The sequence below is a fragment of the Kordia periserrulae genome (assembly GCF_003054265.1).
GTDB lineage: Bacteria > Bacteroidota > Bacteroidia > Flavobacteriales > Flavobacteriaceae > Kordia > Kordia periserrulae.
The window spans coordinates 258,754-284,313 of record NZ_QBKT01000006.1 but is presented as its reverse complement, the minus strand read 5'-3'; the positions used below and the strand labels follow the sequence as shown (position 1 = coordinate 284,313).

23 protein-coding genes are annotated in these 25,560 nt (G+C 36.9%); 14 read left to right on the top strand and 9 right to left on the bottom strand.

Annotated features, from left to right (window positions below):
- Positions 1 to 10: 10 nt before the first annotated feature.
- From pyk to C8N46_RS13985, 5 genes are all read right to left on the bottom strand, one after another.
- A complete protein-coding gene (gene pyk, locus C8N46_RS14005; RefSeq protein WP_108115530.1) occupies positions 11 to 1,441 on the bottom strand; it encodes a pyruvate kinase in 1,431 nt (476 codons plus the stop codon).
- Positions 1,441 to 1,926: an IPExxxVDY family protein gene (locus C8N46_RS14000; protein ID WP_108115529.1), complete on the bottom strand. Its 486-nt coding sequence runs from the start codon at positions 1,924 to 1,926 to the stop codon at positions 1,441 to 1,443. The genes pyk and C8N46_RS14000 overlap by 1 nt, the downstream gene beginning before the upstream one ends.
- A gap of 184 nt (positions 1,927 to 2,110) precedes the next feature.
- Entirely contained in the window at positions 2,111 to 2,845 is a 735-nt protein-coding gene (gene rnc / locus C8N46_RS13995; protein ID WP_108115528.1) for a ribonuclease III, read from the bottom strand.
- 3 nt (positions 2,846 to 2,848) lie between these two features.
- The gene (gene fabF, locus C8N46_RS13990; RefSeq protein WP_108115527.1) at positions 2,849 to 4,099 is read right to left on the bottom strand and encodes a beta-ketoacyl-ACP synthase II; all 1,251 of its coding nucleotides are present in this window, start codon (positions 4,097 to 4,099) and stop codon (positions 2,849 to 2,851) included.
- Positions 4,100 to 4,209: 110 nt separating this feature from the next.
- Entirely contained in the window at positions 4,210 to 4,446 is a 237-nt protein-coding gene (locus C8N46_RS13985; protein WP_108115526.1) for an acyl carrier protein, read from the bottom strand.
- Between the two features lie 187 nt (positions 4,447 to 4,633).
- On the opposite strand from C8N46_RS13985, the gene purN reads away from it, so the two are divergent.
- From purN to C8N46_RS13960, 5 genes are all read left to right on the top strand, one after another.
- Entirely contained in the window at positions 4,634 to 5,206 is a 573-nt protein-coding gene (purN, locus tag C8N46_RS13980; RefSeq protein ID WP_108115525.1) for a phosphoribosylglycinamide formyltransferase, read from the top strand.
- Positions 5,206 to 5,682, top strand: coding sequence for a ribonuclease HI (gene rnhA / locus C8N46_RS13975; RefSeq protein ID WP_108115524.1), 477 nt, complete (start codon positions 5,206 to 5,208; stop codon positions 5,680 to 5,682). Before purN ends, rnhA begins: the two co-directional genes overlap by 1 nt.
- A 58-nt stretch (positions 5,683 to 5,740) precedes the next feature.
- Positions 5,741 to 6,331, top strand: a complete 591-nt coding sequence (locus tag C8N46_RS13970) for an START domain-containing protein (RefSeq protein WP_108115523.1) — start codon at positions 5,741 to 5,743, stop codon at positions 6,329 to 6,331.
- A 112-nt stretch (positions 6,332 to 6,443) separates the two neighbouring features.
- The gene (locus C8N46_RS13965; protein WP_108115522.1) at positions 6,444 to 7,370 is read left to right on the top strand and encodes a PfkB family carbohydrate kinase; all 927 of its coding nucleotides are present in this window, start codon (positions 6,444 to 6,446) and stop codon (positions 7,368 to 7,370) included.
- A 62-nt stretch (positions 7,371 to 7,432) separates the two neighbouring features.
- Positions 7,433 to 9,331: an amidophosphoribosyltransferase gene (locus C8N46_RS13960; RefSeq protein WP_108115521.1), complete on the top strand. Its 1,899-nt coding sequence runs from the start codon at positions 7,433 to 7,435 to the stop codon at positions 9,329 to 9,331.
- A 782-nt stretch (positions 9,332 to 10,113) separates the two neighbouring features.
- Here the strand turns inward: C8N46_RS13960 and C8N46_RS13955 are convergent.
- The gene (locus C8N46_RS13955; protein ID WP_108115520.1) at positions 10,114 to 10,722 is read right to left on the bottom strand and encodes a superoxide dismutase; all 609 of its coding nucleotides are present in this window, start codon (positions 10,720 to 10,722) and stop codon (positions 10,114 to 10,116) included.
- 300 nt (positions 10,723 to 11,022) lie between these two features.
- Between C8N46_RS13955 and C8N46_RS13950 the strand changes: the two genes are divergently transcribed.
- The 6 genes from C8N46_RS13950 (at position 11,023) to C8N46_RS13925 (ending at position 21,075) form a co-directional block, all read left to right on the top strand.
- Positions 11,023 to 11,319 (top strand): hypothetical protein, encoded by a 297-nt coding sequence (locus C8N46_RS13950; RefSeq protein ID WP_108115519.1) that lies wholly within the window; start codon positions 11,023 to 11,025, stop codon positions 11,317 to 11,319.
- A 113-nt stretch (positions 11,320 to 11,432) separates the two neighbouring features.
- Positions 11,433 to 14,579 (top strand): UvrD-helicase domain-containing protein, encoded by a 3,147-nt coding sequence (locus C8N46_RS13945; protein WP_108115518.1) that lies wholly within the window; start codon positions 11,433 to 11,435, stop codon positions 14,577 to 14,579.
- A 124-nt stretch (positions 14,580 to 14,703) separates the two neighbouring features.
- Positions 14,704 to 15,897 (top strand): glycine C-acetyltransferase, encoded by a 1,194-nt coding sequence (kbl, locus tag C8N46_RS13940; protein ID WP_108115517.1) that lies wholly within the window; start codon positions 14,704 to 14,706, stop codon positions 15,895 to 15,897.
- 121 nt (positions 15,898 to 16,018) lie between these two features.
- Positions 16,019 to 17,392: an OmpA family protein gene (locus tag C8N46_RS13935; protein WP_108115516.1), complete on the top strand. Its 1,374-nt coding sequence runs from the start codon at positions 16,019 to 16,021 to the stop codon at positions 17,390 to 17,392.
- A gap of 66 nt (positions 17,393 to 17,458) precedes the next feature.
- Entirely contained in the window at positions 17,459 to 20,224 is a 2,766-nt protein-coding gene (locus C8N46_RS13930; RefSeq protein WP_108115515.1) for a PD-(D/E)XK nuclease family protein, read from the top strand.
- A gap of 2 nt (positions 20,225 to 20,226) precedes the next feature.
- Positions 20,227 to 21,075: an alpha/beta hydrolase family protein gene (locus tag C8N46_RS13925; protein WP_108115514.1), complete on the top strand. Its 849-nt coding sequence runs from the start codon at positions 20,227 to 20,229 to the stop codon at positions 21,073 to 21,075.
- A gap of 41 nt (positions 21,076 to 21,116) precedes the next feature.
- Here C8N46_RS13925 and C8N46_RS20520 read toward each other — a convergent pair whose 3' ends face one another.
- From C8N46_RS20520 to C8N46_RS13915, 3 genes are all read right to left on the bottom strand, one after another.
- Positions 21,117 to 21,284 (bottom strand): hypothetical protein, encoded by a 168-nt coding sequence (locus C8N46_RS20520; RefSeq protein WP_158269152.1) that lies wholly within the window; start codon positions 21,282 to 21,284, stop codon positions 21,117 to 21,119.
- 112 nt (positions 21,285 to 21,396) lie between these two features.
- Positions 21,397 to 21,609: a hypothetical protein gene (locus tag C8N46_RS13920; protein WP_108115513.1), complete on the bottom strand. Its 213-nt coding sequence runs from the start codon at positions 21,607 to 21,609 to the stop codon at positions 21,397 to 21,399.
- Positions 21,610 to 21,758: 149 nt separating this feature from the next.
- A complete protein-coding gene (locus tag C8N46_RS13915; RefSeq protein WP_108115512.1) occupies positions 21,759 to 22,553 on the bottom strand; it encodes a universal stress protein in 795 nt (264 codons plus the stop codon).
- A 99-nt stretch (positions 22,554 to 22,652) separates the two neighbouring features.
- On the opposite strand from C8N46_RS13915, the gene C8N46_RS13910 reads away from it, so the two are divergent.
- The 3 genes from C8N46_RS13910 (at position 22,653) to C8N46_RS13900 (ending at position 25,507) form a co-directional block, all read left to right on the top strand.
- Complete coding sequence (locus C8N46_RS13910) at positions 22,653 to 23,162, top strand: GNAT family N-acetyltransferase (RefSeq protein ID WP_108115511.1); 510 nt, start codon at positions 22,653 to 22,655, stop codon at positions 23,160 to 23,162.
- Positions 23,159 to 24,499 carry an MATE family efflux transporter gene (locus tag C8N46_RS13905; protein ID WP_108115510.1) on the top strand — a complete coding sequence of 447 codons (1,341 nt, stop codon included), beginning with the start codon at positions 23,159 to 23,161 and terminating at the stop codon, positions 24,497 to 24,499. Before C8N46_RS13910 ends, C8N46_RS13905 begins: the two co-directional genes overlap by 4 nt.
- A 240-nt stretch (positions 24,500 to 24,739) precedes the next feature.
- A complete protein-coding gene (locus C8N46_RS13900) occupies positions 24,740 to 25,507 on the top strand; it encodes an enoyl-CoA hydratase/isomerase family protein (protein WP_108115509.1) in 768 nt (255 codons plus the stop codon).
- Positions 25,508 to 25,560: the final 53 nt, after the last annotated feature.

The window sequence follows — 25,560 nt, the reverse complement described above, 5'->3', positions numbered from 1 at the left end:
TATACGTTATTTATTCAATTAATGAAACACGCAAGGTGTTAACCATTCCTTTGTCTGTAATTGGCATGGCTGCTAAGTTGATGAGCATATCGCCTTTTTTGACAAACTTTTTTTCTTTCGCAATTAAATTTACATCATCAACCGTATCATCTGTACTGACAAATTTGTCGTAGTAAAATGCTTTTACGCCCCAAAGAAGGTTGAGTTGTGACAGAATTCGTTTGTTGGATGTAAATACTAGAATGTGTGACGCTGGTCGCCACGCCGAAATTTGGAATGCGGTGTATCCACTATTGGTCAAAGTACAAATGGCTTTCGCCTTGATTTCGTTTGCCATGTGCGATGCGTGATAACACACTGATTTTGTGATGTATCTTTTGGTACGAATATGCGGTGGCGAATGCGGCACTTGAATCAATGGCGAATCTTCCACACTTTTAATGATACGTGTCATTTGCTCAATAACTTGCACTGGATATTTTCCCACAGAGGTTTCTCCAGAAAGCATCACGGCGTCTGCACCATCCATTACCGAATTGGCAACGTCATTTACCTCAGCTCTTGTTGGCGTTAAGCTTGTAATCATCGTTTCCATCATTTGTGTCGCAATGATGACTGGAATTCTGGCTTTTTTAGCACGCAATACCAATTGTTTTTGAATCAAAGGTACTTCTTGCGCAGGCACTTCTACCCCTAAATCGCCTCGTGCTACCATTAAACCATCACAATAAGCCACAATTTTATCGATATTCTCAACTGCTTCTGGTTTTTCTATTTTCGCAATGATTGGAATTTTATGATTAGAATGCTCGTTGATAATCGCTTGCAAATCCATCAAGTCTTGACTGTGACGTACAAATGAGAGTGCAATCCAATCCACTTCTTGTCCAATAGCAAAAATGGCATCTTCTACATCTTTTTCGGTCAATGCAGGCAATGAAATGTTTGTATTTGGCAGATTCACCCCTTTTTTCGACTTTAACGGTCCGCCTTGAATTACTTTTGCGGTCACTTCTTGTTCGCCATCTGTATCGACAACTTCAAAGATGAGTTTTCCGTCATCGAGAAGAATGCGTTCTCCAGATTTTACATCGCGCGGAAAGTTTTGATAGTTCATATACACTTTCTCAGAAGTTCCTTTGAATTCTTCTCCTGTACAGAATTTTATATGATCGCCAGGCTCTACAATCACGTCTTCTGACATGATGCCCACACGCAATTTTGGCCCTTGTAAATCGGCTAAGATGGACGTGTTAAATCCGTATTCTTCACTGAGTTCGCGAATGATAGCAATACGCTCTTTTACGTCTTCATAATTCGCATGCGAAAAGTTGATGCGAAATACATCTACGCCTTGCTCTATCATTTCTTTCATGACTTCTCTTGATCCTGATGCTGGTCCAAGTGTAGCTACTATTTTCGTCTTTTTTCTTTTTGGCATTACTCAAAAATTAAATTGTTTTTAGATTTTAGTTGGTTTGCGTCTACAATATATGCCGTAATAACTTCTGCTATGGCATTGATGTTAGACAGTATAATTTTAGGAGATTTTACATGATTTTCGCTAGATATTTTCACAAAATAATCTACTCTTTTTTGCTCTGGAATCAAATATTTGGAAACCGTTCTTTTTCCTGTTTGCTCAGAAAATAAAGAACCTGCACTAGCAACTTGTTCTACTTCTTTTTTGCTTGTATTTGCGACCAAATTCCATTTGACAAAGTTCTTTTCATCATTCCATTCGTAAATAGAGAAAGAAGCTTCCATGTAATTATAATCCAAATCTTCTTCTTTTCGTGCTAATCGCAGATTCAAATTGCTGTTTAAAAGATACGCCAATCGATAATCTTCCGCTGAACAATGAATTGCAATTAACGTATAGGTATCGTCTTCAAAATCATCCTCAAAGAGTTTATGAATTGCCATAAATCTTATAATTAACAAATGTAAATATAGGATATAATGACTACATAAAGGTTAATTTTTGGTAATGTTTGTGAAGATTTGATAACGAAAACGTTATAGCTTGCTGTTTCTTTTTTGGAAATCGTAAAATTGAGGTGAATCTGTTCCGAATTTTAGAATATGAGAACCGTTTTAGGGCTAAAATTTAACTTGTAATTTGCTTTTGAAAGGCAAAAAAGGCGCGTTTGGATGCTTTTTCTTCCGCTTTCTTTTTGGAAGTTGCACGTGCTTTTGCCACAACGCGATTGTCAATAAATAATTTTACGGCAAAATGCTTCAATTCATCATTTCCGGTGTCTTCGTAGACGTCGTATTTGAAGTTTTTCTTTTCTTTTTGACACCACTCAATGAGCAAACTTTTGTAGCTGATAATTTTTCCTTCCAAACGCTCTATGTCTACATACGGAGAAATCACACGTAAGTGAATAAAACGTTCGCAATAATTATATCCTTTGTCAAGAAAAATAGCACCAATTAACGCTTCAAATATGTTTCCGTGAATGTTTTCTCCAAAATTGTCTTTCGGAATGCGAGAACGCACCAAGTCAATCAATTTTAAATCGCGTCCCAATTCGTTTAAATGCTCACGACTTACAATTTTAGAACGCATTTTAGTGAGATAGCCTTCGTTTCCCGACGGAACTTCGTTAAAGAGATAAGCAGAAATGACACTACTCAGCATCGCATCTCCCAAAAACTCCAAGCGCTCGTAATTTACAGAATTCCCTTTCGAGTCTTTCTGATTCATCGAACGATGCGTAAACGCTTTCTTGTAAATTTTTTTCTTTTTGGTTTTAAATCCGAGAATATCTTCAAGTTCAACAAAAAAATCCCCATCACTATCAGTACGGGAATTTAATATTTTGCGAACAAAATTCATTGGCTAGTCTAACTTTTTAAATAATACACACGCATTATGCCCGCCAAAACCGAAGGTATTGCTCATGGCAACTTTGACTGCTCGTTTTTGTGCTTTATTTAGCGTTAAGTTTAGACTCGGATCAATATTTTCATCTACTGTAGAATGATTGATGGTTGGAGGCACAATTCCATGCTCAATGGATAAGATAGAAGCAATAGCTTCAACAGCACCAGCCGCTCCCAACAAATGTCCTGTCATGGACTTGGTAGAGTTGATATTTATGTTTTTAGCATGATCACCAAATACTTCAGATATTGCCTTTAATTCGGCAACATCACCAAGTGGCGTTGATGTACCATGTGTGTTGATGTGATCTACTTCTTCTGGCTGCATTCCTGCGTTTTCAAGACAGTTACGCATTACTGCCATCACTCCAATTCCATCAGGATGTGGAGCCGTCATGTGATATGCATCGGATGACAATCCGCCACCAACAACTTCTGCATATATTTTAGCGCCCCTGGCTTTGGCATGCTCATATTCTTCTAGAATAATCGCTCCAGCACCTTCACCCAATACAAAACCGTCACGGTTGGCATCAAATGGTCTTGAGGCCGTTTGTGGATCATCATTTCGTGTTGACATGGCGTGCATAGCGTTAAATCCGCCCATACCTGCAATGGTAACAGCAGCTTCACTTCCGCCCGTAACAATTACGTCACAATGTCCTAATCGAATGTAATTTAAAGCATCAATCATTGCATTGGCTGACGATGCACACGCAGATACTGTAGTGTAGTTTGGCCCCATAAATCCGTATTTAATGGAAATATTTCCAGGCGCAATGTCTGCAATCATTTTTGGGATAAAGAACGGATTGAATTTTGGAGTTCCGTCACCATTGGCGAAGTTGATTACTTCTTCTTGAAAAGTTTCCAAGCCACCAATTCCAGCGCCCCAAACCACACCAACACGTAATTTGTTGATGCTGTCCATATCAAGTTTCGAATCTGCAATGGCTTCATCGGAAGCTACCATGGCATATTGCGAAAACTTATCCATTCTTCTCGCTTCTTTTCGATGGATAAAATCTGTGACGTCAAAGTTTTTAATTTCACAGGCGAATTTCGTTTTGAATTTTTCAGCGTCAAAATACGTAACTGGAGCCGCACCACTTTTTCCTGTAATTAGTCCATTCCAATATTCTTCTACTGTATTTCCGATTGGAGTCAATGCTCCTAAACCTGTAACTACAACTCGCTTTAATTCCATCTTTGATAAGTTCGTTTAAAAAATTAAGAAGAAATTCCTTCTAACAAAACATTAGAATGCATGTAAATATGCATTCTAATGTAATTTAATATAGAAAATTTATTCTTTTCTTACTTTTTTGCTTCTTCAATGTAAGAGATCGCTTGACCTACAGTTGCAATGTTTTCTGCTTGATCGTCTGGAATTTGGATATCGAATTCTTTTTCAAACTCCATTATTAATTCCACAGTGTCCAATGAATCTGCTCCTAAGTCATTTGTGAAGCTAGCTTCTTGAACAACTTCGTTCTCATCTACACCTAATTTGTCTACGATAATCGCTTTTACTCTTGATGCAATGTCTGACATAATCTTATAGTTTTTAAAATTTAATTGTTGGCAAAAATAAAAAACTTTGGTTTAAAACAACATTTTGTGCAAAAAATGTGTTCTAATTTACTAAATTTTTAGGACAAGTAATTTGCTTTTGCCTTCATTTTGTTAATAATTATTCTTTTTTTTGTCGAAACAACCGTCACTAAATTTCATTCTTTTTATGAAGCGTATTGCTATTTTTGCTTCAGGTTCCGGAACAAATGCTGAAAATATAATTCGATATTTTCAAGAGCGAAATACAGCTTCCGTCGTTCAAATTCTGACTAACAATCAGCATGCCAAAGTTTTAGACAGGGCTAAAAACCATAAAATCAGCGGTTTAAGCTTTAATCGAACTGCGTTATATCACAGTAATGATGTACTGAATTTGCTCAAAAGCGCACACGTTGATTTGATTGTGTTGGCTGGTTTTTTGTGGAAATTTCCAGCGCATATTCTAGCAGCGTTTCCAAATAAAGTTGTTAACATTCATCCTGCATTGCTTCCAAAGTATGGCGGAAAAGGAATGTACGGAGCGCATGTACACAACGCTGTCATTGAAAATAATGAAAAAGAAAGCGGCATTACCATACATTATGTAAACGAGCACTATGATGAAGGTGCCATTATTTTTCAAGCAAAAACAGCAATTACATCAGAAGATACACCTGAAACACTTGCGCAAAAAATTCATCAATTGGAATACAAACACTTTCCTGAAGTTATTGAAAACATCCTGACAAACGCACACTAATGGCAGATGTACATATTTACACCGATGGCTCATCTAGAGGAAATCCAGGTCCTGGCGGTTACGGCATTGTGATGGAATGGGTTGGAAAACCGTATAAAAAAGAATTTTCGGAAGGCTATCGAAAAACCACCAATAATCGGATGGAATTGTTGGCTGTAATTGTAGCATTGGAGAAACTGAAATTTATGCACACCGACGTCAAAGTGTTTACAGATTCCAAATATGTGGTGGATTCCGTAGAGAAAAAGTGGGTTTTTGGTTGGGAAAAAAAAGGATTTTCAGGGAAAAAGAATGCTGATTTGTGGACTCGTTTTTTAAAAATTTACCGAAAACATATTGTCCGTTTCCAATGGATTAAAGGGCACAACAACCATCCACAAAATGAACGTTGCGACTTTTTAGCGGTGGAAGCTTCCAAAAAAGAAAAATTAAAAATTGATACGTTTTTTGAAAGCGAAAGTAGTAAACTTCTGTAAATCATAGTTTCACAAGATTAATTTGTATTTTTGCGCATCTTAAATTCTCAAATCGAAGATGAAAATTTGTATTGCTATTGTTAGTTTTTTAGTTTTTTCTTCTGCTTTTGCCCAAAAAGATTGGAAGCTGAAAAAGGACAAGGATGACATTAAAATTTATGTCAAATCCAAAAAAAACAGCAATTTAAAACTTTTCAAAGCAGAAATGACCGTTCAAAGTTCGTTAGATACGGTACTAAACGTGATTTTGGATGGCGATTCTTTAAAAGATTGGAATTATAAAGCTTTAGACAGCAAACTCTTAAACAAATCGCTAGACGATGAATATTTGTTATGGATGGCGCTCGATTTGCCTTGGCCAGTACGCAATAGAGATGTGGTGATTGCCTGCAAACTTCTTAGAATAACAGACGATATCATCAAAATTGAAATTTCATCCGCGTCCAATCGTTATCCAGAAAATGACGACTATTTACGTATTACAACCTTTGAAGGATTCTGGTTGTTACAACAACTCGATGACGGTATTAAAGTTACCCATCAAATGTATGGCGATCCTGGCGGAAATCTCCCCGATTGGTTTGTCAATAGTACCCTTACACGTGCGCCCTATCATAACTTTATGGCATTAAAAGAACGCGTTGAATAACACCTATATACCTAATTTTTATTAAAAAAAACGCAAAACAGACATCTAGGCAGACAAGCTATTCTTCTTGGAAAAATTTTATGTAAGTTTGCAAAAAATTTTAATTCTAAAGATGAGCAAATTATTAATTGTAGGAACGGTTGCTTTTGATGCTATTGAAACGCCTTTTGGAAAAACAGATAAAATCTTAGGTGGCGCGGCTACATATATCGGATTATCCGCAGCAAATTTTAATGTAGATTCAGCAATTGTATCAGTAGTAGGAGAAGATTTTCCACAGGAATATCTTGATATGTTGAAAGCTAGAAATATTGATATTTCAGGAATCGAAGTGGTAAAAGGCGGAAAAACATTTTTCTGGAGCGGAAAATATCACAACGATATGAATTCTAGAGATACGTTGGTTACAGAACTTAATGTATTGGCAGATTTTAATCCTGTCGTTCCTGAAAATTACAAAGATGCTGAAATTGTAATGTTAGGAAACTTGCATCCTGGCGTCCAAATGAGTGTGATTAACCAAATGACCTCAACACCAAAACTCATTGTGTTGGATACCATGAACTTTTGGATGGATTGCGCTTGGGACGATTTGTTAGCAGTCATCAAAAAAGTAGATGTAATTACAATTAATGATGAAGAAGCGCGTCAATTATCAGGCGAATATTCGTTGGTGAAAGCTGCACAGAAAATTCATGAAATGGGACCTGATTATGTCGTAATTAAGAAAGGAGAACACGGCGCGTTGATTTTTAACGACGACAATATTTTCTTTGCACCAGCATTGCCGTTAGAAGAAGTTTTTGACCCAACTGGTGCTGGAGATACCTTTGCAGGAGGATTTTCAGGATATTTGGCAAAACATGAAGACATTTCATTTGAAAGTATGAAAAACGCGATTATTTACGGTTCTAACTTAGCTTCTTTCTGTGTAGAGAAGTTTGGAACAGAACGCATGGAATCGCTCACAGACGAAGAAATTACGGAACGCTTGCAGCAGTTTAAACAACTAACGCAATTTGAAATAGAAGTAAATTAAAGAAACGCGCTCAATAATGAGCGCTTTTTTATTACAATACACACAACAACACAAACGATATAATGAGTGACGCTTTGAAACACGAGTGCGGTATTGCACTGTTACGGCTATTAAAACCATTAGAGTACTATAAAGAAAAATATGGTACGGCATTTTATGGCATCAATAAAATGTACTTGCTAATGGAAAAACAACACAATAGAGGACAAGATGGCGCCGGATTGGCAAGTATCAAGCTCAATATGAATCCTGGTGAACGTTATATTAGCAGAATTCGCTCCAACAAACAACAACCGATACAAGATATTTTTGCGCAGGTAAAAGAACGCATCAACGCTATTTTAGAGCAAGATGTGGAATTGAATACTAATGTAGCGCGCCAAAAGAAGGAATTGCCGTATGTAGGTGAATTGTTTTTAGGACACGTTCGTTATGGAACTTTTGGTAAAAATAGTATTGAAAGTGTACATCCGTTTTTAAGACAAAACAACTGGATGCATCGTAATTTGATTGTCGCTGGAAACTTTAATATGACCAATGTAAATCAGCTTTTTGAAAAGTTGATCAGCTTGGGACAGCATCCAAAAGAAAAGGCAGATACGATTACCATTATGGAAAAAATCGGGCACTTTTTGGATGACGCGGTGGCGAAAATCTATAAAAAACTCAAAGCAGAAGGTTATAACAAGCAAGAAGCATCTCCGTTAATCGCGGAGCGTTTGAATATTGCCAAAATCTTAAAAAAATCGGCAAAAGATTGGGATGGCGGTTATGCAATGGCAGGATTGTTAGGTCACGGAGATTCGTTTGTATTGCGCGATCCTGCGGGAATTCGTCCAGCGTATTATTACCAAGATGACGAAATAGTAGTCGTTGCGTCGGAACGACCTGTGATTCAAACAGTATTCAATGTAGATTTTGAAAATGTACAAGAAATTGAGCCTGGAAGCGCCTTAATCATCAAAAAAGATGGTTCCGTACATACAAAAGAAATTTTAGAGCCTTTGGTACGCAAAGCATGTTCGTTTGAGCGAATTTATTTTTCGCGCGGAAGCGATGCTGAAATCTATCAAGAGCGAAAAATGCTTGGGAAATTATTGTTGCCAAAAGTATTAAAGTCAATTGACGACGATATTAAAAACACCGTATTTTCCTTTATTCCAAACACCGCAGAAACCTCCTTTTTTGGACTCACGGAAGCGGTTGAAGAATATTTGAATGAACGTAAAACCAAAGAAATTTTAAACGGGCAACGTTCCTTATCGGCAGAAAAAGTAAAAGAAATTCTCAACGAGCGACCAAGGGTTGAAAAAATTGCCATTAAAGATGTAAAATTACGAACTTTTATCACAGAAGACAGCAGCAGAGATGACTTGGTGGCGCACGTGTACGATGTTACTTATGGTGTGATAAAACCGCAAGACAACTTGGTGATTATTGACGATAGTATTGTGCGTGGAACTACGTTGAAGAAAAGCATCATCAAAATGATGGATCGTTTGCATCCAAAGAAAATTGTAGTGGTTTCTTCTGCGCCGCAAATTCGTTATCCAGATTGTTACGGAATTGACATGGCGCGCATGGAAGATTTAATTGCGTTTAGAGCTGCTTTAGAGCTACTAAAAGAGCGCAATCAGTACGATTTGGTAGCGGAAGTATATCGCAAATGCAAATTGCAAGAAAACTTAAAAGATATTGATGTACAAAACTTCGTAAAAGAAATTTATGCGCCTTTTACAGACGAAGAAATATCAGAAAAAATCAGTGAACTTATCAAAAGTGATTCGGTAAACGCCGAAGTGGATGTTATTTTCCAAAAAGTAGCCAATTTGAACGAAGCCTGCCCTAAAAATTTAGGCGATTGGTATTTTACAGGAAACTATCCAACCAATGGTGGAAATCGTGTGGTTAATAGAGCTTTTATTAATTTTTATGAAGGAAATAAAGAGCGTGCTTATTAAGCATAAAATACGCTTTAAAAAATAGAATTTTTTTTGAAAGAATTTTCTTTGTTTCGCTTCTAAGCTCATAATAAAAAGTTAAATCGTACACTTAGTCTAAAAAAAAGGTATTTGGTCTGATTTATTAGTGCTTTTCTAACGAGTCTACTTACATTAGCAATGCCATAGCATAAGTAGGTTAAGTTCATGGTAAGATTTGGGGCAAAAAAAGGTGGTTTTTTCCACCTTTTTTTATGTTTTATAGTTAAGCTTTTAGACCGCTTTCGCTTTTTAGATATTAGATTGCTGACGTTGTCAGCTGTTAGAATGCTTACTCAGATATTTTTTTAATTCACTTTTTTTCTTGTCTTTTATATATTAATGTTAATTTTATTGCTAACAGTTTTAGAACACTTCGCTGTTAGTGTTAGATATTAGATCGCCGACGTTGTCAGCTGTTAGAATGCTTACTCAAATTTTTTTAATTCACTTTTTTAAGTGGTCTCTTACTCTTATGGGAAACTGAATCAAGTTTCGTTTGCCGCGATTCTCTCTTATAAACTGTCATTCCGCACGTGATGCGGAATCCACGTTGAAACATCAAACAAAGTCTGATTTAGTTTGACGCGACTTTTTAGATTAAATTTGATCATTAATCTATTTTGAAAATCATGGATTCCTGCCTACGCAGGAATGACATCATAAAAAATCCTGACTCCTGACTCCTGACTCCTGACTCCAAAAAAACAAAAAAGACGAACATCGCTGTTCGCCTTTCTCCATATTTTTAAGAAATTCACTTCTTATTTGCTTTCCGCGTAACGTCTTTCTATTTCGTTCCAGTTAATCACTTTAAAAAATGCTTCGATATAATCTGGACGTCTGTTTTGATAATTTAGGTAATATGCATGTTCCCATACATCCAATCCTAAAATTGGCGTTCCGCCACAACCAACACCTGGCATTAACGGATTGTCTTGGTTTGGAGTAGAACATACTTCTACTTTTCCTCCTTTGTGAACACAAAGCCAAGCCCAACCTGATCCAAATTGTGTTGCTGCTGCGTTGCTAAATGCTTCAATAAAAGCATCTTTTGAACCAAATTCTGCTTCAATAGCATCTTTTAATTCTCCTGAAAGATATCCTCTATCTTCTGGATTCATCACATCCCAAAAAAGACTGTGATTGTAAAATCCGCCACCATTGTTACGAACTCCTTTGTTGCTCATATCTAAGTTCGTTAAAATATCTTCGATTGATTTTCCTTCTAAATCGGTTCCTTCAATCGCAGCGTTTAATTTGTTCGTATATCCGTTGTGATGTTTTGAATGATGGATTTCCATCGTTCTTGCGTCAATATGTGGTTCTAAAGCATCGTATGCGTATGGTAATTTCGGTAATTCAAAAGCCATTATGATTGTTTTTTTGGTTAAACATTTGTTTTTATGTTTACAAATTTAATCATAACTATCAACAAAATAAAGCTGTCTAGAAAGATTATGATAATATTCACATAAAGTTAATCTATGCTGCGCTACTAATTTTAACACCGTTTTTCGCTAGAATTTTCACTCTAAAATCAAACACGACGTAGAAATAGCAACAGCTACCACAATTTTTTTGAAATACTTTTCGTTATCTTTAAAGAAGATTTTTAGTCTAACCAGCTAACAACCTTCATAAAATATAATAGTAACCAAAACTTTTAAATCATGAAAAAAAAGAATTTCACACAAAAATTGATGTTTAGAAAAACAAAAATTTCAACGCTAAAACCTGAAGATATTATAGGTGGTAGAACAGGATATTTCTGTGAACCTATTGATTTATCGGTAGCAGAAACTTGTATTTCCGATTGCGATTTAACCGTTACCTGTACGCAATATTCAGATTGCAACGATTATTCTTTTGCCAACTGCACTGTATATAATTGTGGCGGAACCACTGGAGGTGGCGGCGGAACTGGCGGAAACTCTGGCGGAATTTCTTGTCCAGGATATGTTTGTTAATAGTCACACGTATAAAATTGAAAAATCCAGCTTTATAATAAAGCTGGATTTTTTGTTATCCAAAAGAAACGTGGATTTTTAAAGTATCTTTGTAAAACGTTAAACAAACTTCTGTGGCTACACCTTTTATTATTTACAATGCTTCTGCTGGTTCTGGAAAAACCTATACGTTGGTTAAAGACTACTTGCGTATTTTGCTTTCTTCCGTTCAAAAAGACGCATACAAGCAAATTTTAGCGGTTACGTTTACCAATAAAGCGGTGGCGGAAATGAAGGCGCGAATCATTCAAAACCTCAATATATTTGCATTTGATGAAACTGCGGAACATTCACCAATGTTTCAAGAGTTGGCTGCCGATTTGAAATTGCATCCAGCGCAATTACAGCAAAAAGCCAAAGAAGTACTGAAAAGCATTTTGCACAACTACGCGTTTTTTGAAGTAGCCACGATTGATAAATTTACGCACAGCGTTATCAGAACCTTTGCGTACGATTTAAAGCTTCCGTTGAACTTTGAAGTAGAATTGGACACTGACGCGTTACTCAACGAAGCCGTAGATCAATTGATTTCAAAAGCAGGCGAAGACCAACTCATTTCAGATGTATTGATTGAATACGCGCTTGAAAAAGCCGATGATGATAAAAGCTGGGACATTGCGTTCGATTTGAATAAGATTGCAAAGTTACTCTTAAACGAAAATGAAAAACCACATCTGCGGAAGCTCAAAGACAAAACGCTGGAAGATTTTAAAGCATTAAAAGAAATTTTGCAACAAAAAATAGAAACAATTTCCAATGAACTTTCCAAAGCCGGACAAAGCGTTTTAGACTTATTGAACAACGCAGGATTGGAATTCGAAGATTTTTTGCGTGGAACACTTCCAAATCATTTTAAAAAAATTGCAGAAAAAGATTTTAACGAACGAAATCTCTACGGAAATAAATTGGCTGAAAATTTGGCGGATGGAGCAGTGTACAAAAAAACACTCGATGCGGACAAAGCTGCTACCATTGATGGTTTATTGCCACAACTTACAGCATTGTATCACAGTTGCAAGCAAAACGTTTACGAACTGAGCTTTTTAAAAAATTTCTATAAAAACATCACGCCACTTTCTGTATTAAACGCCATTCAGCAAGAGCTGGAAACCATCAAAGATGAACAGAATTTATTGTTGATTTCCGAATTCAATACCTTAATTAGCGAAACCATCAAAGATGAACCTGCGCCATTTATTTATGAGCGTTTGGGTGAAAAATACAAGTATTATTTTATTGACGAGTTTCAAGATACGTCCGAAATGCAATGGCAAAACTTAATTCCGTTGATTTCGAACAAATTACAAACCGAAGCGTTGGGCGCAAAAAGTGGTTCGTTGACCATTGTGGGCGATGCCAAACAGTCTATTTATCGCTGGCGTGGCGGAAAAGCAGAGCAATTTATCGGACTCAACAACGACGTGAATCCGTTTTTTGTGGAAAAACATTCCGAGAATCTTCCGAGAAACTACCGCAGTTTTGACGAAATTATCCACTTTAACAACGATTTCTTTCAGCATATTTCGCAGTTTTTTCATCAAGAGGAATTTAAAAATATTTATAAAAACGGCAGCACACAAGAAACGAACGACAAAAAAGGCGGTTTGGTAACGTTTGATTTTGTCGAAGCCAATTCGGTGGAAGAAGAATTCGAGATTATTCCCGAAAAAGTCATCGCGAAAATTGAAGAATTATGTCAAAAAGGATTCGATTATAAAGATATTTGCGTACTTACACGCCGAAAAAGTGAAGGAATTGCCATTGCTGATATGTTGTCTTCAAAAGAAATTCCGATTATTTCGTCGGAAACTTTGCTAATCAAACGTTCGCAGGAAGTTCAATTTATTACCGATGTTTTAAAATTGGCCATTCAACCAAAAAATAATGAAGTCAAGCTACATTTGCTCAATTATTTGGCGACGGAAAAGCTACAATTACCACAAAAGCATACTTTTTTAAAAACATACGTGGCGCTTGAATCGGAAGAAATGTTTCAAGCTTTGACCGATTTTGATTTCGATTTCACCTATTTCTTGCAATTATCGTTGTACGAAGCGGTGGAATATTGTGTGCGTGCGTTTCATCTTACCAATGAATCGGATGCGTACATTCAATTTTTCTTAGATTTTGTATTGGAATACACCCAAAAGAAACAACTCGGATTTGCTGGCTTTTTAGAACATTGGGAAAAGAAAAAAAATCATTTAAGCATTATGGCTTCTGGCTCGGAAAATGCAGTGCAAATTATGACCATTCACAAATCGAAAGGATTGGAGTTTCCTGTGGTGATTTTTCCATTTGCCAATACGGACATTTACAAAGAAGTAGAACCAAAAATCTGGTTTCCCATCAACCAAGACGACTTTAACGGTTTTGAAGAAGCCTATTTGAACCTCAATAGTACGATTCAAGAATACGGCGAAATTGGCGAAATGTTGTATGCTGAGCGACAATCGCAGTTGGAGTTGGACAATTTTAACATCCTCTACGTAGCTTTTACGCGACCTGTACAGCAATTGCATGTCATTACCAAAAAAGATGTCGATCGCAACGGAAATGAACGTTTACAGACGTTTTCAGGCTTGTTTATCAACTATCTCAAGACAAAAGAACGTTGGAGCGATGAATTGTTGCACTATACATTTGGGGAATCTGAGGAAAATCTAGCGAAAGCGGAAACCAAACAACCTGTTCAAACAGAAGTTCAAAAAGGATTCATCAGCACTGCCAAAGAAGATCACAACTTGCATTTGATGACCAAGCAAGGCTTGTTGTGGGACACTTCGCAAGAAGCCGCCATTGAAAAAGGAAATTTAATACACGATATCTTGGCGCAGATAAAATATCCTTCCGATGTAGCATTTGTGTTGGATGAATATATCAGCAAAGGAATTATTGACGAACAACAGCGCGAAAAGTTGGAAGAAAGTATTCGTGACGTTGTGAATCACTCAGAAATTAGCACCTATTTTCATCAAGATAATACGGTTTATAACGAAAAAGACATCATTTCAAAAGCTGGAAAAATTTTACGTCCCGACAGAATTGTGGTCAATCCAAACGGCGAAACGGTTATCATAGATTACAAAACGGGCATGCACGATCCGTTTTACGTCGAAAAACTATACGAATACGCCGATACGCTGACAGAAATGGGCTTTTCAGTCACTAAAAAAATACTATTATACATCAACGAAGAAATCGTTGTGAAGTACGTGTAATGCTTTCATTTTTGAAAATATGCTAAAAATCAACCAAAAAAAGACACCATTGTTACGATAAATTCAATACAAACCGTGCAAAACTCAAAAATCGTCGTTATTTTTGTAGAAAACCTAACAAAACATGTACGGAAGCATACAACAACACTTACAAAAAGAGCTTCAAGAAATAGAAGAAGCTGGACTTTATAAAAAAGAACGCATCATTACTTCTGCACAAGGAGCAGAAATTACCATCAATACTGGCGAAACGGTTATTAATTTCTGTGCGAATAATTATTTGGGATTGTCATCGCACCCAGATGTCATTCAAGCTGCAAAAGACACGATGGATACGCACGGTTTTGGGATGTCTTCGGTACGATTTATTTGCGGAACGCAGGATATTCACAAAAAACTAGAACAAAAAATAGCCGATTTTTACGGAACAGAAGACACGATATTATACGCAGCAGCATTTGATGCAAATGGCGGTGTGTTTGAACCATTATTGACAAAAGAAGACGCTATTATTTCTGATTCGCTCAATCACGCTTCTATTATAGATGGTGTTCGTTTGTGTAAAGCGGCGCGTTATCGTTACCAAAATAATGACATGGCAGATTTGGAGAAGCAACTCCAACAAGCCAATGCCGATGGTGCACGATTTAAACTTATTGTAACAGATGGTGTATTCTCTATGGACGGATTGGTAGCTCCACTGGATGAAATTGTCGCTTTGGCAGAAAAATACGATGCGATGATTATGATTGACGAATGTCATGCTACTGGTTTTATCGGTGAAACCGGACGCGGAACGCTGGAAGATAAAAATGTAATGGGAAAAATTGACATCATTACAGGAACACTCGGAAAAGCGATGGGCGGTGCTATGGGCGGTTACACCACAGGAAAAAAAGAAATTATTGAAATATTGCGTCAACGTTCAAGACCGTATTTATTTTCAAACTCGTTAGCACCTGCAATTGTAGGCGCATCTATCAAAGTATTTGAAATGCTGGAAAATGATACAACACTGCGCGATACGCTTATGGACAACACTGCATATTTCAAAAAAGGTATTAAAAATGCTGGTTTTGATATTGTGGATGGTGATTCGGCAATTGTGCCTGTAATGCTGTATGATGCCAAGTTATCGCAAATCATGGCAGACAAATTATTGGAAAAAGGAATTTACGTAATTGGATTCTTCTATCCTGTAGTTCCCAAAGGAAAAGCTAGAATACGTGTGCAGTTATCAGCAGCACATACCAAAGAACATTTGGACAAAGCAATTGCCGCATTTACCGAAATTGGAAAAGAATTAAATGTGATTTAAAAGCTTAAATATTCATATTTCTTAACGGATTCTAAAAAAATTAATATATTTGTCTTTGTTAATAAGTATTAACAACTTACATTTGTCCTTTAATTAACACTTAAAATTAAATAATTAAAACATGAAACATCTTAGCAGATTTTTAGTTGCTTTGTTGCTTGTAGTAGGATTCAGCAACGTAAAAGCTCAAGACTCAAATAACCCGTGGCAAATTAACGTTAGCGTTAATGCTGTTGATTTCTATCCAACAAACGATATGGAAGCAGCAGGAGTTACAGGAAAGTGGTTTGACGAATACTTCAATGTAGGAGACCACTGGAATATCCTACCAACGCTTTCAGCAATTAGCGTTTCTAAATATGTTGGAGACGGATTTTCTGTAGGAGCAAGAGGTTCTGTTAATAGAATTGAGAAGTTTGGAACACAAAAAGTAGAAGATTTAACATACTACGGTTTCGACGCACTTATCAAGTACAACATCAGCGAATTAGTTGACTTAGGGAAATTTGATCCTTATGTAGAAGTTGGTGGAGGTTACACTTGGGTTGACGATATCGGAGCAGGTACTGTAAACGGAGGTTTAGGTATCAACTACTGGTTTTCTGAAAGTATCGCATTAAACTTTCAAACAACATACAAGCACTCTTTTGAGGATTATTTAGCTCCTCACTTCCAACACTTAGCTGGTATCGCTATCAAATTTGGTGGAAAAGATACTGATGAAGACGGAATTTATGACAAAGACGATGCTTGTCCAGACGTAAAAGGTTTACCAGAATTCAACGGATGTCCTGATACTGACGGTGACGGAATCGAAGATAGTAAAGATGACTGTCCTGATACTGCAGGTTTAGCTGCATTAAACGGATGTCCTGATACTGACGGTGACGGAATTGCTGATGCAAAAGATGACTGTCCAAACACTGCAGGTTTAGCTTCTTTAAATGGATGTCCTGATGCTGATAGCGACGGAATCACTGATGCTAAAGATAACTGTCCAAACGAAGCTGGTCCAGCTGCAAACAAAGGTTGTCCATGGACTGACAAAGACGGTGACGGAGTATTAGATAAAGATGACAGATGTCCAGAAGTAGCTGGTGTTGCTGAAAACGACGGATGTCCTCCAATCGCAAGAATGACTGTTACTGAAATTACTGAGTTAGACAACTTAGCAAGAACAGTTTACTTTAACTCTGGAAAAGATTCTTTCAAGCAAGAAACTTACGAAATCTTAAACAAGATTGTAGAATTAATTAAAGGTTTCCCTAAAGAAGAATTCACTATCGGTGGACACACTGACAGCGTAGGTTCTGAATCTTTAAACCAAAAATTATCTGAAGAAAGAGCAAATGCAGTTAAGAGTTACTTAGAATCTAAGTTACCTAACAAATTTACTTCTATTGGATACGGTGAAAGAGAGCCAATTGCATCTAACAAAACTAGAGCAGGAAGAGCTCAAAACAGAAGAGTAGAAATCAAATTAGTTAGAAACTAATTTCAATCTCACATAACATTATAATAAACGCCTCGAAATATCGAGGCGTTTTTTTATTTTTACAATATGAAGTCATTCCTCTCACATGTTGTTGAATACATTCTTACTACCAATACCAATATTAGCAATCTTACGCTCGTATTGCCCAGTAAAAGAGCAGGTGTCTTCTTAAAACACGAACTTTCACAGCAAATTCAACAAACTTCTTTTGCTCCCGATATTTTAAGTATTGAAGAATTGGTAGAACAAATTTCTGGATATACTTCGGTCAGCAATACAGAATTACTGTTTGAATTTTACAGTATTTACAAAGAATTAACTCCCAAAAACGCGCAAGAACCGTTTGATTCCTTTTCAAAATGGGCGCAAATACTACTGCAAGATTTTAATGAAATTGACCGATATCTCATCAATCATAAAGAAATTTTTAACTATTTAAGTGCTATTCAGCGAATTCAACAATGGTCGCCAGATAAAGAACCGAGCGATTTGATGACGAATTATTTGAAGTTTTGGGATAAATTGGAGCAATATTATGATGCGTTGACAGATAAAATTACCCAAAAAGGAATTGCCTATCAAGGATTGGTCTACAGAGAAGCGGTTGATAGTTTGGAATTTTATTTGCAGAAAAACGAAGATAAAAAACATTATTTTATAGGTTTCAATGCACTTAATACTGCTGAAGAAAAAATCATTCAAGAGTTTTTGGAAGTTGGGTTGGCGGAAATTTTATGGGATACGGATCACATCTTTTTTGACGATCCGGAACACGATGCAAGTTTATTTTTACGTCGTCATCGCTATGAATGGAACTACTTTCAAAAGCATGAATTTTCTTGGATTGCTGATAATTTCTCGTCCGAAAAAAATATTGAAATCATCGGTGTTCCTAAAAATATTACGCAAGCAAAATACATTGGTGAAATTCTTCAAAAATTACAACAAGAAGATGAAACGCTTCAAGATGTTGCAGTGGTTTTGGGTGACGAACAATTGCTCATTCCGTGTCTAAATTCGCTTCCGTCAGCAATTGAACGTCTTAATATCACAATGGGTTTTCCGCTGAAAGACATACCGTTAGCAACCACATTTAACAATCTGTATCTACTGCAAGAGCATCACAGAAATGATACATTTTACTATAAAAACATCATCAATGTGCTGTCGGACACCAATTTGCGTCCGTTATTTCAGCAAAAAGATCAAAATATTGCTGCGAATATTATTGAATATATTCAAGCCAACAACATTATTTATGTTGCTACGGAAGTGATTGTAGAACGTTTTCCAAAAGAAACTCAGGAAATTGCACAATTGTTATTTACCTACTGGAATGACAAACCAAAAACCGCCATTCAAAATTGTGTGACGCTGATTCGGCATTTAAAAGCAACATTAATCGAAGAACGCGAGCAACATCTGTTGGCGTTGGAATATTTGTATCGTTTTAACGAAGTTTTCAATCAATTACAATTGTTAACCAAACAACACAATTACATCACGGATATCAAGTCCTTACTAGCGTTGTACAAAGAAATCATCAGTACCGAAACACTCGATTTTAAAGGAGAACCGCTACAAGGCTTGCAGTTGATGGGAATGTTGGAAACACGTGTACTCGACTTCAAAACTGTGATTCTATCGTCTGTCAATGAAGGTATTTTACCTTCGGGAAAAAGTAACAATTCGTTTATTCCGTTTGACTTAAAAAAGCAGTTCAAGCTGCCAACTTATAAAGAAAAAGACGCCATTTACACCTATCATTTCTATCGATTGTTACACAGAGCTGAACATGTATTTTTACTCTACAATACCGAAGCCGAAGGACTCAGCGGCGGCGAACGCAGTCGTTTTTTAATGCAATTAGAAACCTACGCATTACCAAATCATACGGTGACGCAACATGTAGTGACGCCAAAAGTGCCTAAGATTGAGCACGCCATGCAAGTGGTGAAAAAAGAAACTTCCGTAATGGAACGACTCAAAGACATTGCCAACAAAGGATTTTCGCCATCGGCGCTGACTTCTTATATTCGAAATCCGATTGATTTCTATTATCAAAAAATATTAGGCATCAACGAATACGAAGCGGTAGAAGAAACTGTGGCAGCCAATACGCTTGGAACTGTGGTGCACGACACGCTTGAATTGTTATACAAACCTTTTGAAGGTCAAATCATCACCACAAAAGACATCAAAGCAATGTTTTCAAAAGTGGAAGAATTGGTGATAAAAAACTTTAAAAAAACCTATGGAGAAGGCACCATTCATCGTGGAAAAAACCTCATCATTTTTAATGTTGCCAAACGCTACGTAACCAACTTTTTACAACAAGAATTGCAAACCCTAAAAAGCGGAAAAACATTGCGAATTCTACAAATAGAGCAAAATTTGCAAGCAAAAGTGGAAATTCCTGAACTGGATTTTCCTGTCTATATTGGCGGAAAAGTGGATCGTGTGGACGAATTGGATGGCGTGCTGCGAATTATCGATTACAAAACGGGAAAAGTGTCGCAAAGCGATGTAGAAATTGTCGATTGGGATTTGTTGACGCAGGATTATAAATTCAGCAAAAGCTTTCAAGTATTGGCGTACGCGTATATGATATACCAGCAACAAGGATTTTCGGGCGATACGGAAGCGGGTATTATTTCGTTTAAAAATTTACAAAGCGGATTTTTAAAATTCGGAACGAAAGAATCTTCAAGAGCGCGCAACAAAAATCAATTGGTAACGGCTGAAACGCTCGATGGTTTCTTGGTCGAACTCAAACAACTCATTCTCGAAATTTGCAATATCGACATTCCATTCACAGAAAAAGAAGTATAATCATGATGCAGAAGCTTATAAACAACATTGTAACGCGCAAAGGCGATAAAAACATCCTAGTAGATTACTTTTTCACAAAGAACGGTCAGCCGAAGCCTTTAGTGGTTTTTTGCCATGGATATAAAGGTTTTAAAGATTGGGGCGCGTGGAATTTGGTCGCAGAAGCATTTGCCAAAGCAGGGTTTTTCTTTGTGAAATTCAATTTTTCACATAACGGCGGCACGATGGAACAACCGATTGATTTTCCCGATTTGAAAGCTTTTGGCGAAAACAATTATACCAAAGAACTCAATGATTTGGAGTTTGTGCTGGATTTTGTAACACATACTGATTTTCCTTTTTCTTCAGAAATTAATTCGCAACAGATTTCGCTCATCGGACATTCTCGCGGCGGCGGAATTGTTACTATAAAAGCTGCAGAAGCATCAAATATTTCCAACGTAATTTCTTGGGCTGGCGTTTCCGATTACGCATCCCGATTCCCGCAAGGAGAAGATTTAAAAAAGTGGAAAGAAACAGGTGTGTATTATGTAATTAATGGCAGAACGAAGCAAGAAATGCCACATTATTATCAGTTTTTTGAAGATTTTCAAGAGAATACTATTCGCCTGAATATTGAACGTGCTGCAAAAAAACTGCAAATTCCACACTTAATCATTCACGGAACAACAGATGTTGCTGTTTCGCTTGAAGAAGCCAAAAATTTACACCAATGGAATCCAAAAAGCACATTGCATTTGATTGAAAATGCCAATCATGTATTTGGTGCGCGTCATCCGTGGAAAGAAACAGCATTGCCAACCGATTTAGCAGAAGTCGTACAAACTACCATCGAGTTTATCAAAGCATAAAAAAAGCGAGTCGTTCAACTCGCTTGTTTCCTGTCTTATTTTTATTCTTGTTTATTACATGTTTCGTGACACGTATATACAATTGCTGTATCACCGCTACAATCTGGATTATCAGAACCTCTTCTGAATTGTCCTTTTAGAGCTTCTCCTTTTAAACTACTGATTACTTTTTTTCGCAGCTGTAAGTTTTTGACATTTCTTTTTTTCATACTGTAAAAGTTTTTGGTTAATTCCTAAAGTTACAAAAGCAAAGATGAAAAGCACTCATTATGAATATAAAAACACACAAATAACACAAAATATACTTTAAAAAAGATTCTATTACGCACAGCAAACTTTCTCTGTATTTCCTGGACAATGCGTATTTTCACAAGTTTCACATGTGTTTTTACAAGTATATACACAGGTTTGCTTGTCACAGGTTTTTTTATCGCAACTGTGTCTATCATTCGAATTTTTATCGCTCGCGTACATGTTGTTAAAACTCCAAATTCTTGTTTTGGATAGCTCAGGAAAGTGGATATGTTTTTTCATACTACTAGTTTTTTAGATGTATAATTACAAAATTGTATATAAATATAATTATTTATTAAATAAAAAACTTACAATTTTTGACGGCTAATCATAAAAAAAGCTGCTTACGTATAATCATAAGCAGCTTTTGAGTATTGAATATTTCTTAGTTATTCAGTCCCTTTTAAAACCAATAATGGCAAGCGACTTTCGAAATCTACTTTTTTAATAGAATTCTGCATCCAAAGTTTTTGGAAAAATCCGCGTTTGCGTCTAAACACACAAATCATGTCTGGATTATTAGCGTTCAAATGCTCCAATACACCTTGAAACAAGGTTGAATTTTCGGAGCTTTTATAACCAGAAGTAATGGCTGCCAATTCCGAGTGAAACTCTAAATCTTCAGGTAAAAAATCAGGCGTTTTTATTTGTAGTAATTGCATTTTTGCATCAAAAACTTCTAAAATAGTTTCCAATGGTTTCAACACTTCTTTGCGTTTGATAATTCCAGACTTAATAGCCGTCAACACCTTTTTAATTGGTTGAAACACATATCCTTCTGGCACAACCAGCACAGAAATATCCGTTTGTTTCACAATACTTCCCGAAGTACTTCCCAAAAAGACTTCTTCTTTGATAGAATTGCTTCTCGGGCCAATAATAATCAAGTCAATTCCTAACTCTTTGTCAATAGCATTAATGCTGTCAATCACATTTCCTTTCGCAGAAATTACAGAAACATCTACACCTTTTAAGTCAACACTTTCCACCACTTCTTTCACATACGTAGTAGTTTCGCGACTTACAATTTCGTCAACATTTAAAATGGTTCCTGCTTTAGACGGTATTTTAAACGCTCTAAACACAAATACTTTGGCATCCATCGCTTTCGCAAAGTCAATGGCGTACTGTAAAGTGTTCTTCGCATTGGTAGATTCTCCGATAGGAACTAAAATATGATTCATGGTCTTTACTTTTTGCAAAAGTAATCATTTTTTGGTTCACACATTATTTTTCAATTTTTTAAAATATCTTTAGTTGTTCAATCGCAGTACAAAAAATATATGAGTTTATACATTCGCAAAGCCACTTCTCAAGACATTGATTCTTTGTTAATTATCACCAAAGCCTGTGCTGCATATATGATTGAAAAGAACATTTTTCAATGGAATGAGCACTATCCAAATCGCGCCGCTTTTGAGCAAGATGTTATACGAAATGAGCTGTACGTATTGTTAGAAACGGATGAAATTGTAGGTTGCATCGTGATTTCTACCTTAATGGACGAAGAATATAAAGCTGTAAATTGGCTTTCGCCAGATGGAAACAATCTCTACATTCACCGCTTGGCAATTCACCCAAAAGCACAAGGAAAAGGCTATGCACAGTTTTTAATGAATTTTGCCGAAAACTACGCGATAAAAAATAATTATCGCTCCATAAGATTAGACACCTTTAGTAAGAACCTAAGAAACCAAAAGTTTTACGAACTTCGCGGCTATAAAAAACTAGACGATATTTACTTTCCAAAGCAAAGTATATATCCGTTTCACTGTTACGAACGCATTTTTTGAAAACAAAAGTCACCACATCACTCGTTAACAAACTTGCAATTCCTGCATTAATTTCAGGAGTTGCCGAACCGCTTTTGTCTATCACAGACACCGCCGTAGTCGGAAACGTCGATTTGCATGCTACAGAAGCCTTAGCCGCTGTCGGAATTGCTGGAGCGTTTATTTCAATGCTCGTGTGGGTTTTTGGACAAACCCGAAGCGCAATTTCTGCCTTGGTTTCACAATACTTAGGCGCTGACAAACTAGATGATATCAAAACCTTGCCTGCACAAGCAATTGCTATTATTTTACTGATTAGTTTTATCGTAATTGCCATTAGCTATCCGTTTGCAGAATACATTTTACGCTTTTACAATGCAAAAGGCATTACGTTGGGTTACAGCTTTTCATACTTCCAAATTCGCATCTTTGGATTGCCATTTACGCTATTAACCTTCGCGATTTTTGGTGTCTTTAGAGGTTTACAAAACACCCTAATTCCTATGGTGATTGCCATTTTAGGAACTTTACTCAACATCGGATTGGACTTTGCTTTCGTATATGGAATTCCAAATGTTATTCCTGCCATGCACGTAGAAGGCGCGGCGTATGCCAGTGTCATTGCACAAATATTTATGGCGATATTATCTGTAGCACTTTTGCTGAGCAAAACACAAATTCCGTTAAAAATCTACCTGCCTTTTCACAAAGAATTACCAAGAATGGCGGGCATGATTCTCAACTTAGTTATAAGAACCATTGCGCTCAACACCGCATTATATTTCGGAACGGCGTTTGCCACCAAATACGGGGCAGCGTACAGTGCAGCTTATACGGTTTTGCTCAACATTTGGCTATTTGGCGCGTTTGTCATTGACGGTTATTCCAGTGCAGGAAACATATTATCTGGGAAATTGTACGGCGAACAAAACTATGTTGAAATGGTACAACTCAGTCAACGATTGATACAATATGCCATCATTATCGGTGTTGTAATGTGTATTCTTGGCGGAATTCTATACTTTCCTATTGGACGAATATTTACACAAGAAGCCGAAGTTCTGAACGAATTCTATGCTGTTTTTTGGCTTGTGTTGGCAATGCAACCCATTTGTGCGATTGCCTTTATTTTTGACGGAATCTTCAAAGGATTGGGAAGAATGGCGATGCTGCGAAACGTGCTGTTATTTTCAACTTTTTTAGTATTTGTACCAACCATTTTACTATTAGATTGGTTCGATATAAAACTGTACGCAGTTTGGATAGCCTTTACCTTATGGATGATTGCACGCGGATTTCCACTGGTGTATCTTTTTAGAAAAGAATTTGTTCCCAAAGCGAATGCGCAGAATCTTTAGATTTTTTAGAGATGTTAGAATTTTAGACTTGCTTAGAACTGTCTTTGTCATTCCTGCAGCTCGTACTGAGCTTGTCGAACTAAGGCAGGAATCTCTTTGAATCACAACGCGTCTGTTTGAGTGATTTTTCATAGAAAAATTGTATCGAGAACTACTTTGAAACAAAAAAGTCTTGACTCCTGACTCTAAACTCTTGGTTCAAAAAATTCACTACATTTGAATAGCAAAAAATCAAAAAAAATGACCACAACACGCCCAAACGGAAGTTTATATACCAGCATTCAAAACAACATCGCTACGATTGAATTTGGACATCCTGCCAGTAATTCGTTTCCTAGCGAATTGTTAGAACGATTGACGAACGAATTGAATAAGCTTGCAGAAAACGATGCTGTACATGTGATTATTCTCAAAAGTGAAGGCGACCGTGCATTTTGTGCCGGTGCTTCCTTTGACGAACTCGTCGCGATTGACAATTTGGAAGATGGAAAAACCTTTTTTAGCGGTTTCGCGAATGTGATTAACGCGATGCGTACGTGCGGAAAACTCATCATTGGTCGTGTGCAAGGAAAAGCTGTGGGCGGCGGCGTTGGATTGATTTCTGCCTGTGATTATGCGATGGCAACCGAAGCAGCTTCCATCAAACTTTCAGAATTGACCATCGGAATTGGTCCGTTTGTCATTGCTCCTGCTGTACAAAATAGAATCGGAAAAGCAGGATTTTCAGAACTAAGTCTAGCACCAAGCGAATGGAAAACCGCGTATTGGGCAAAAGAAAAAGGTTTGTATGCCAAAGTCTTTGAAACCCAAGCAGAACTAGATAAAGAAGTGGAACTCTTTGCAGCAAAACTCGCTTCTTACAATCCGGATGCGTTGGTGGGCATGAAAAAAATACTCTGGGAAGGCACCGAAAACTGGGATGAATTGTTAGCTGAACGTGCTGAACTTTCAGGAACATTGGTTTTATCTGACTTTACCAAGAATGCACTAGCGAAGTTTCGGAAGTAGTTGTTTGTTTTTTGTCATTCCTGCGAAGGCAGGAATCCAATCCGTAAAAAAGG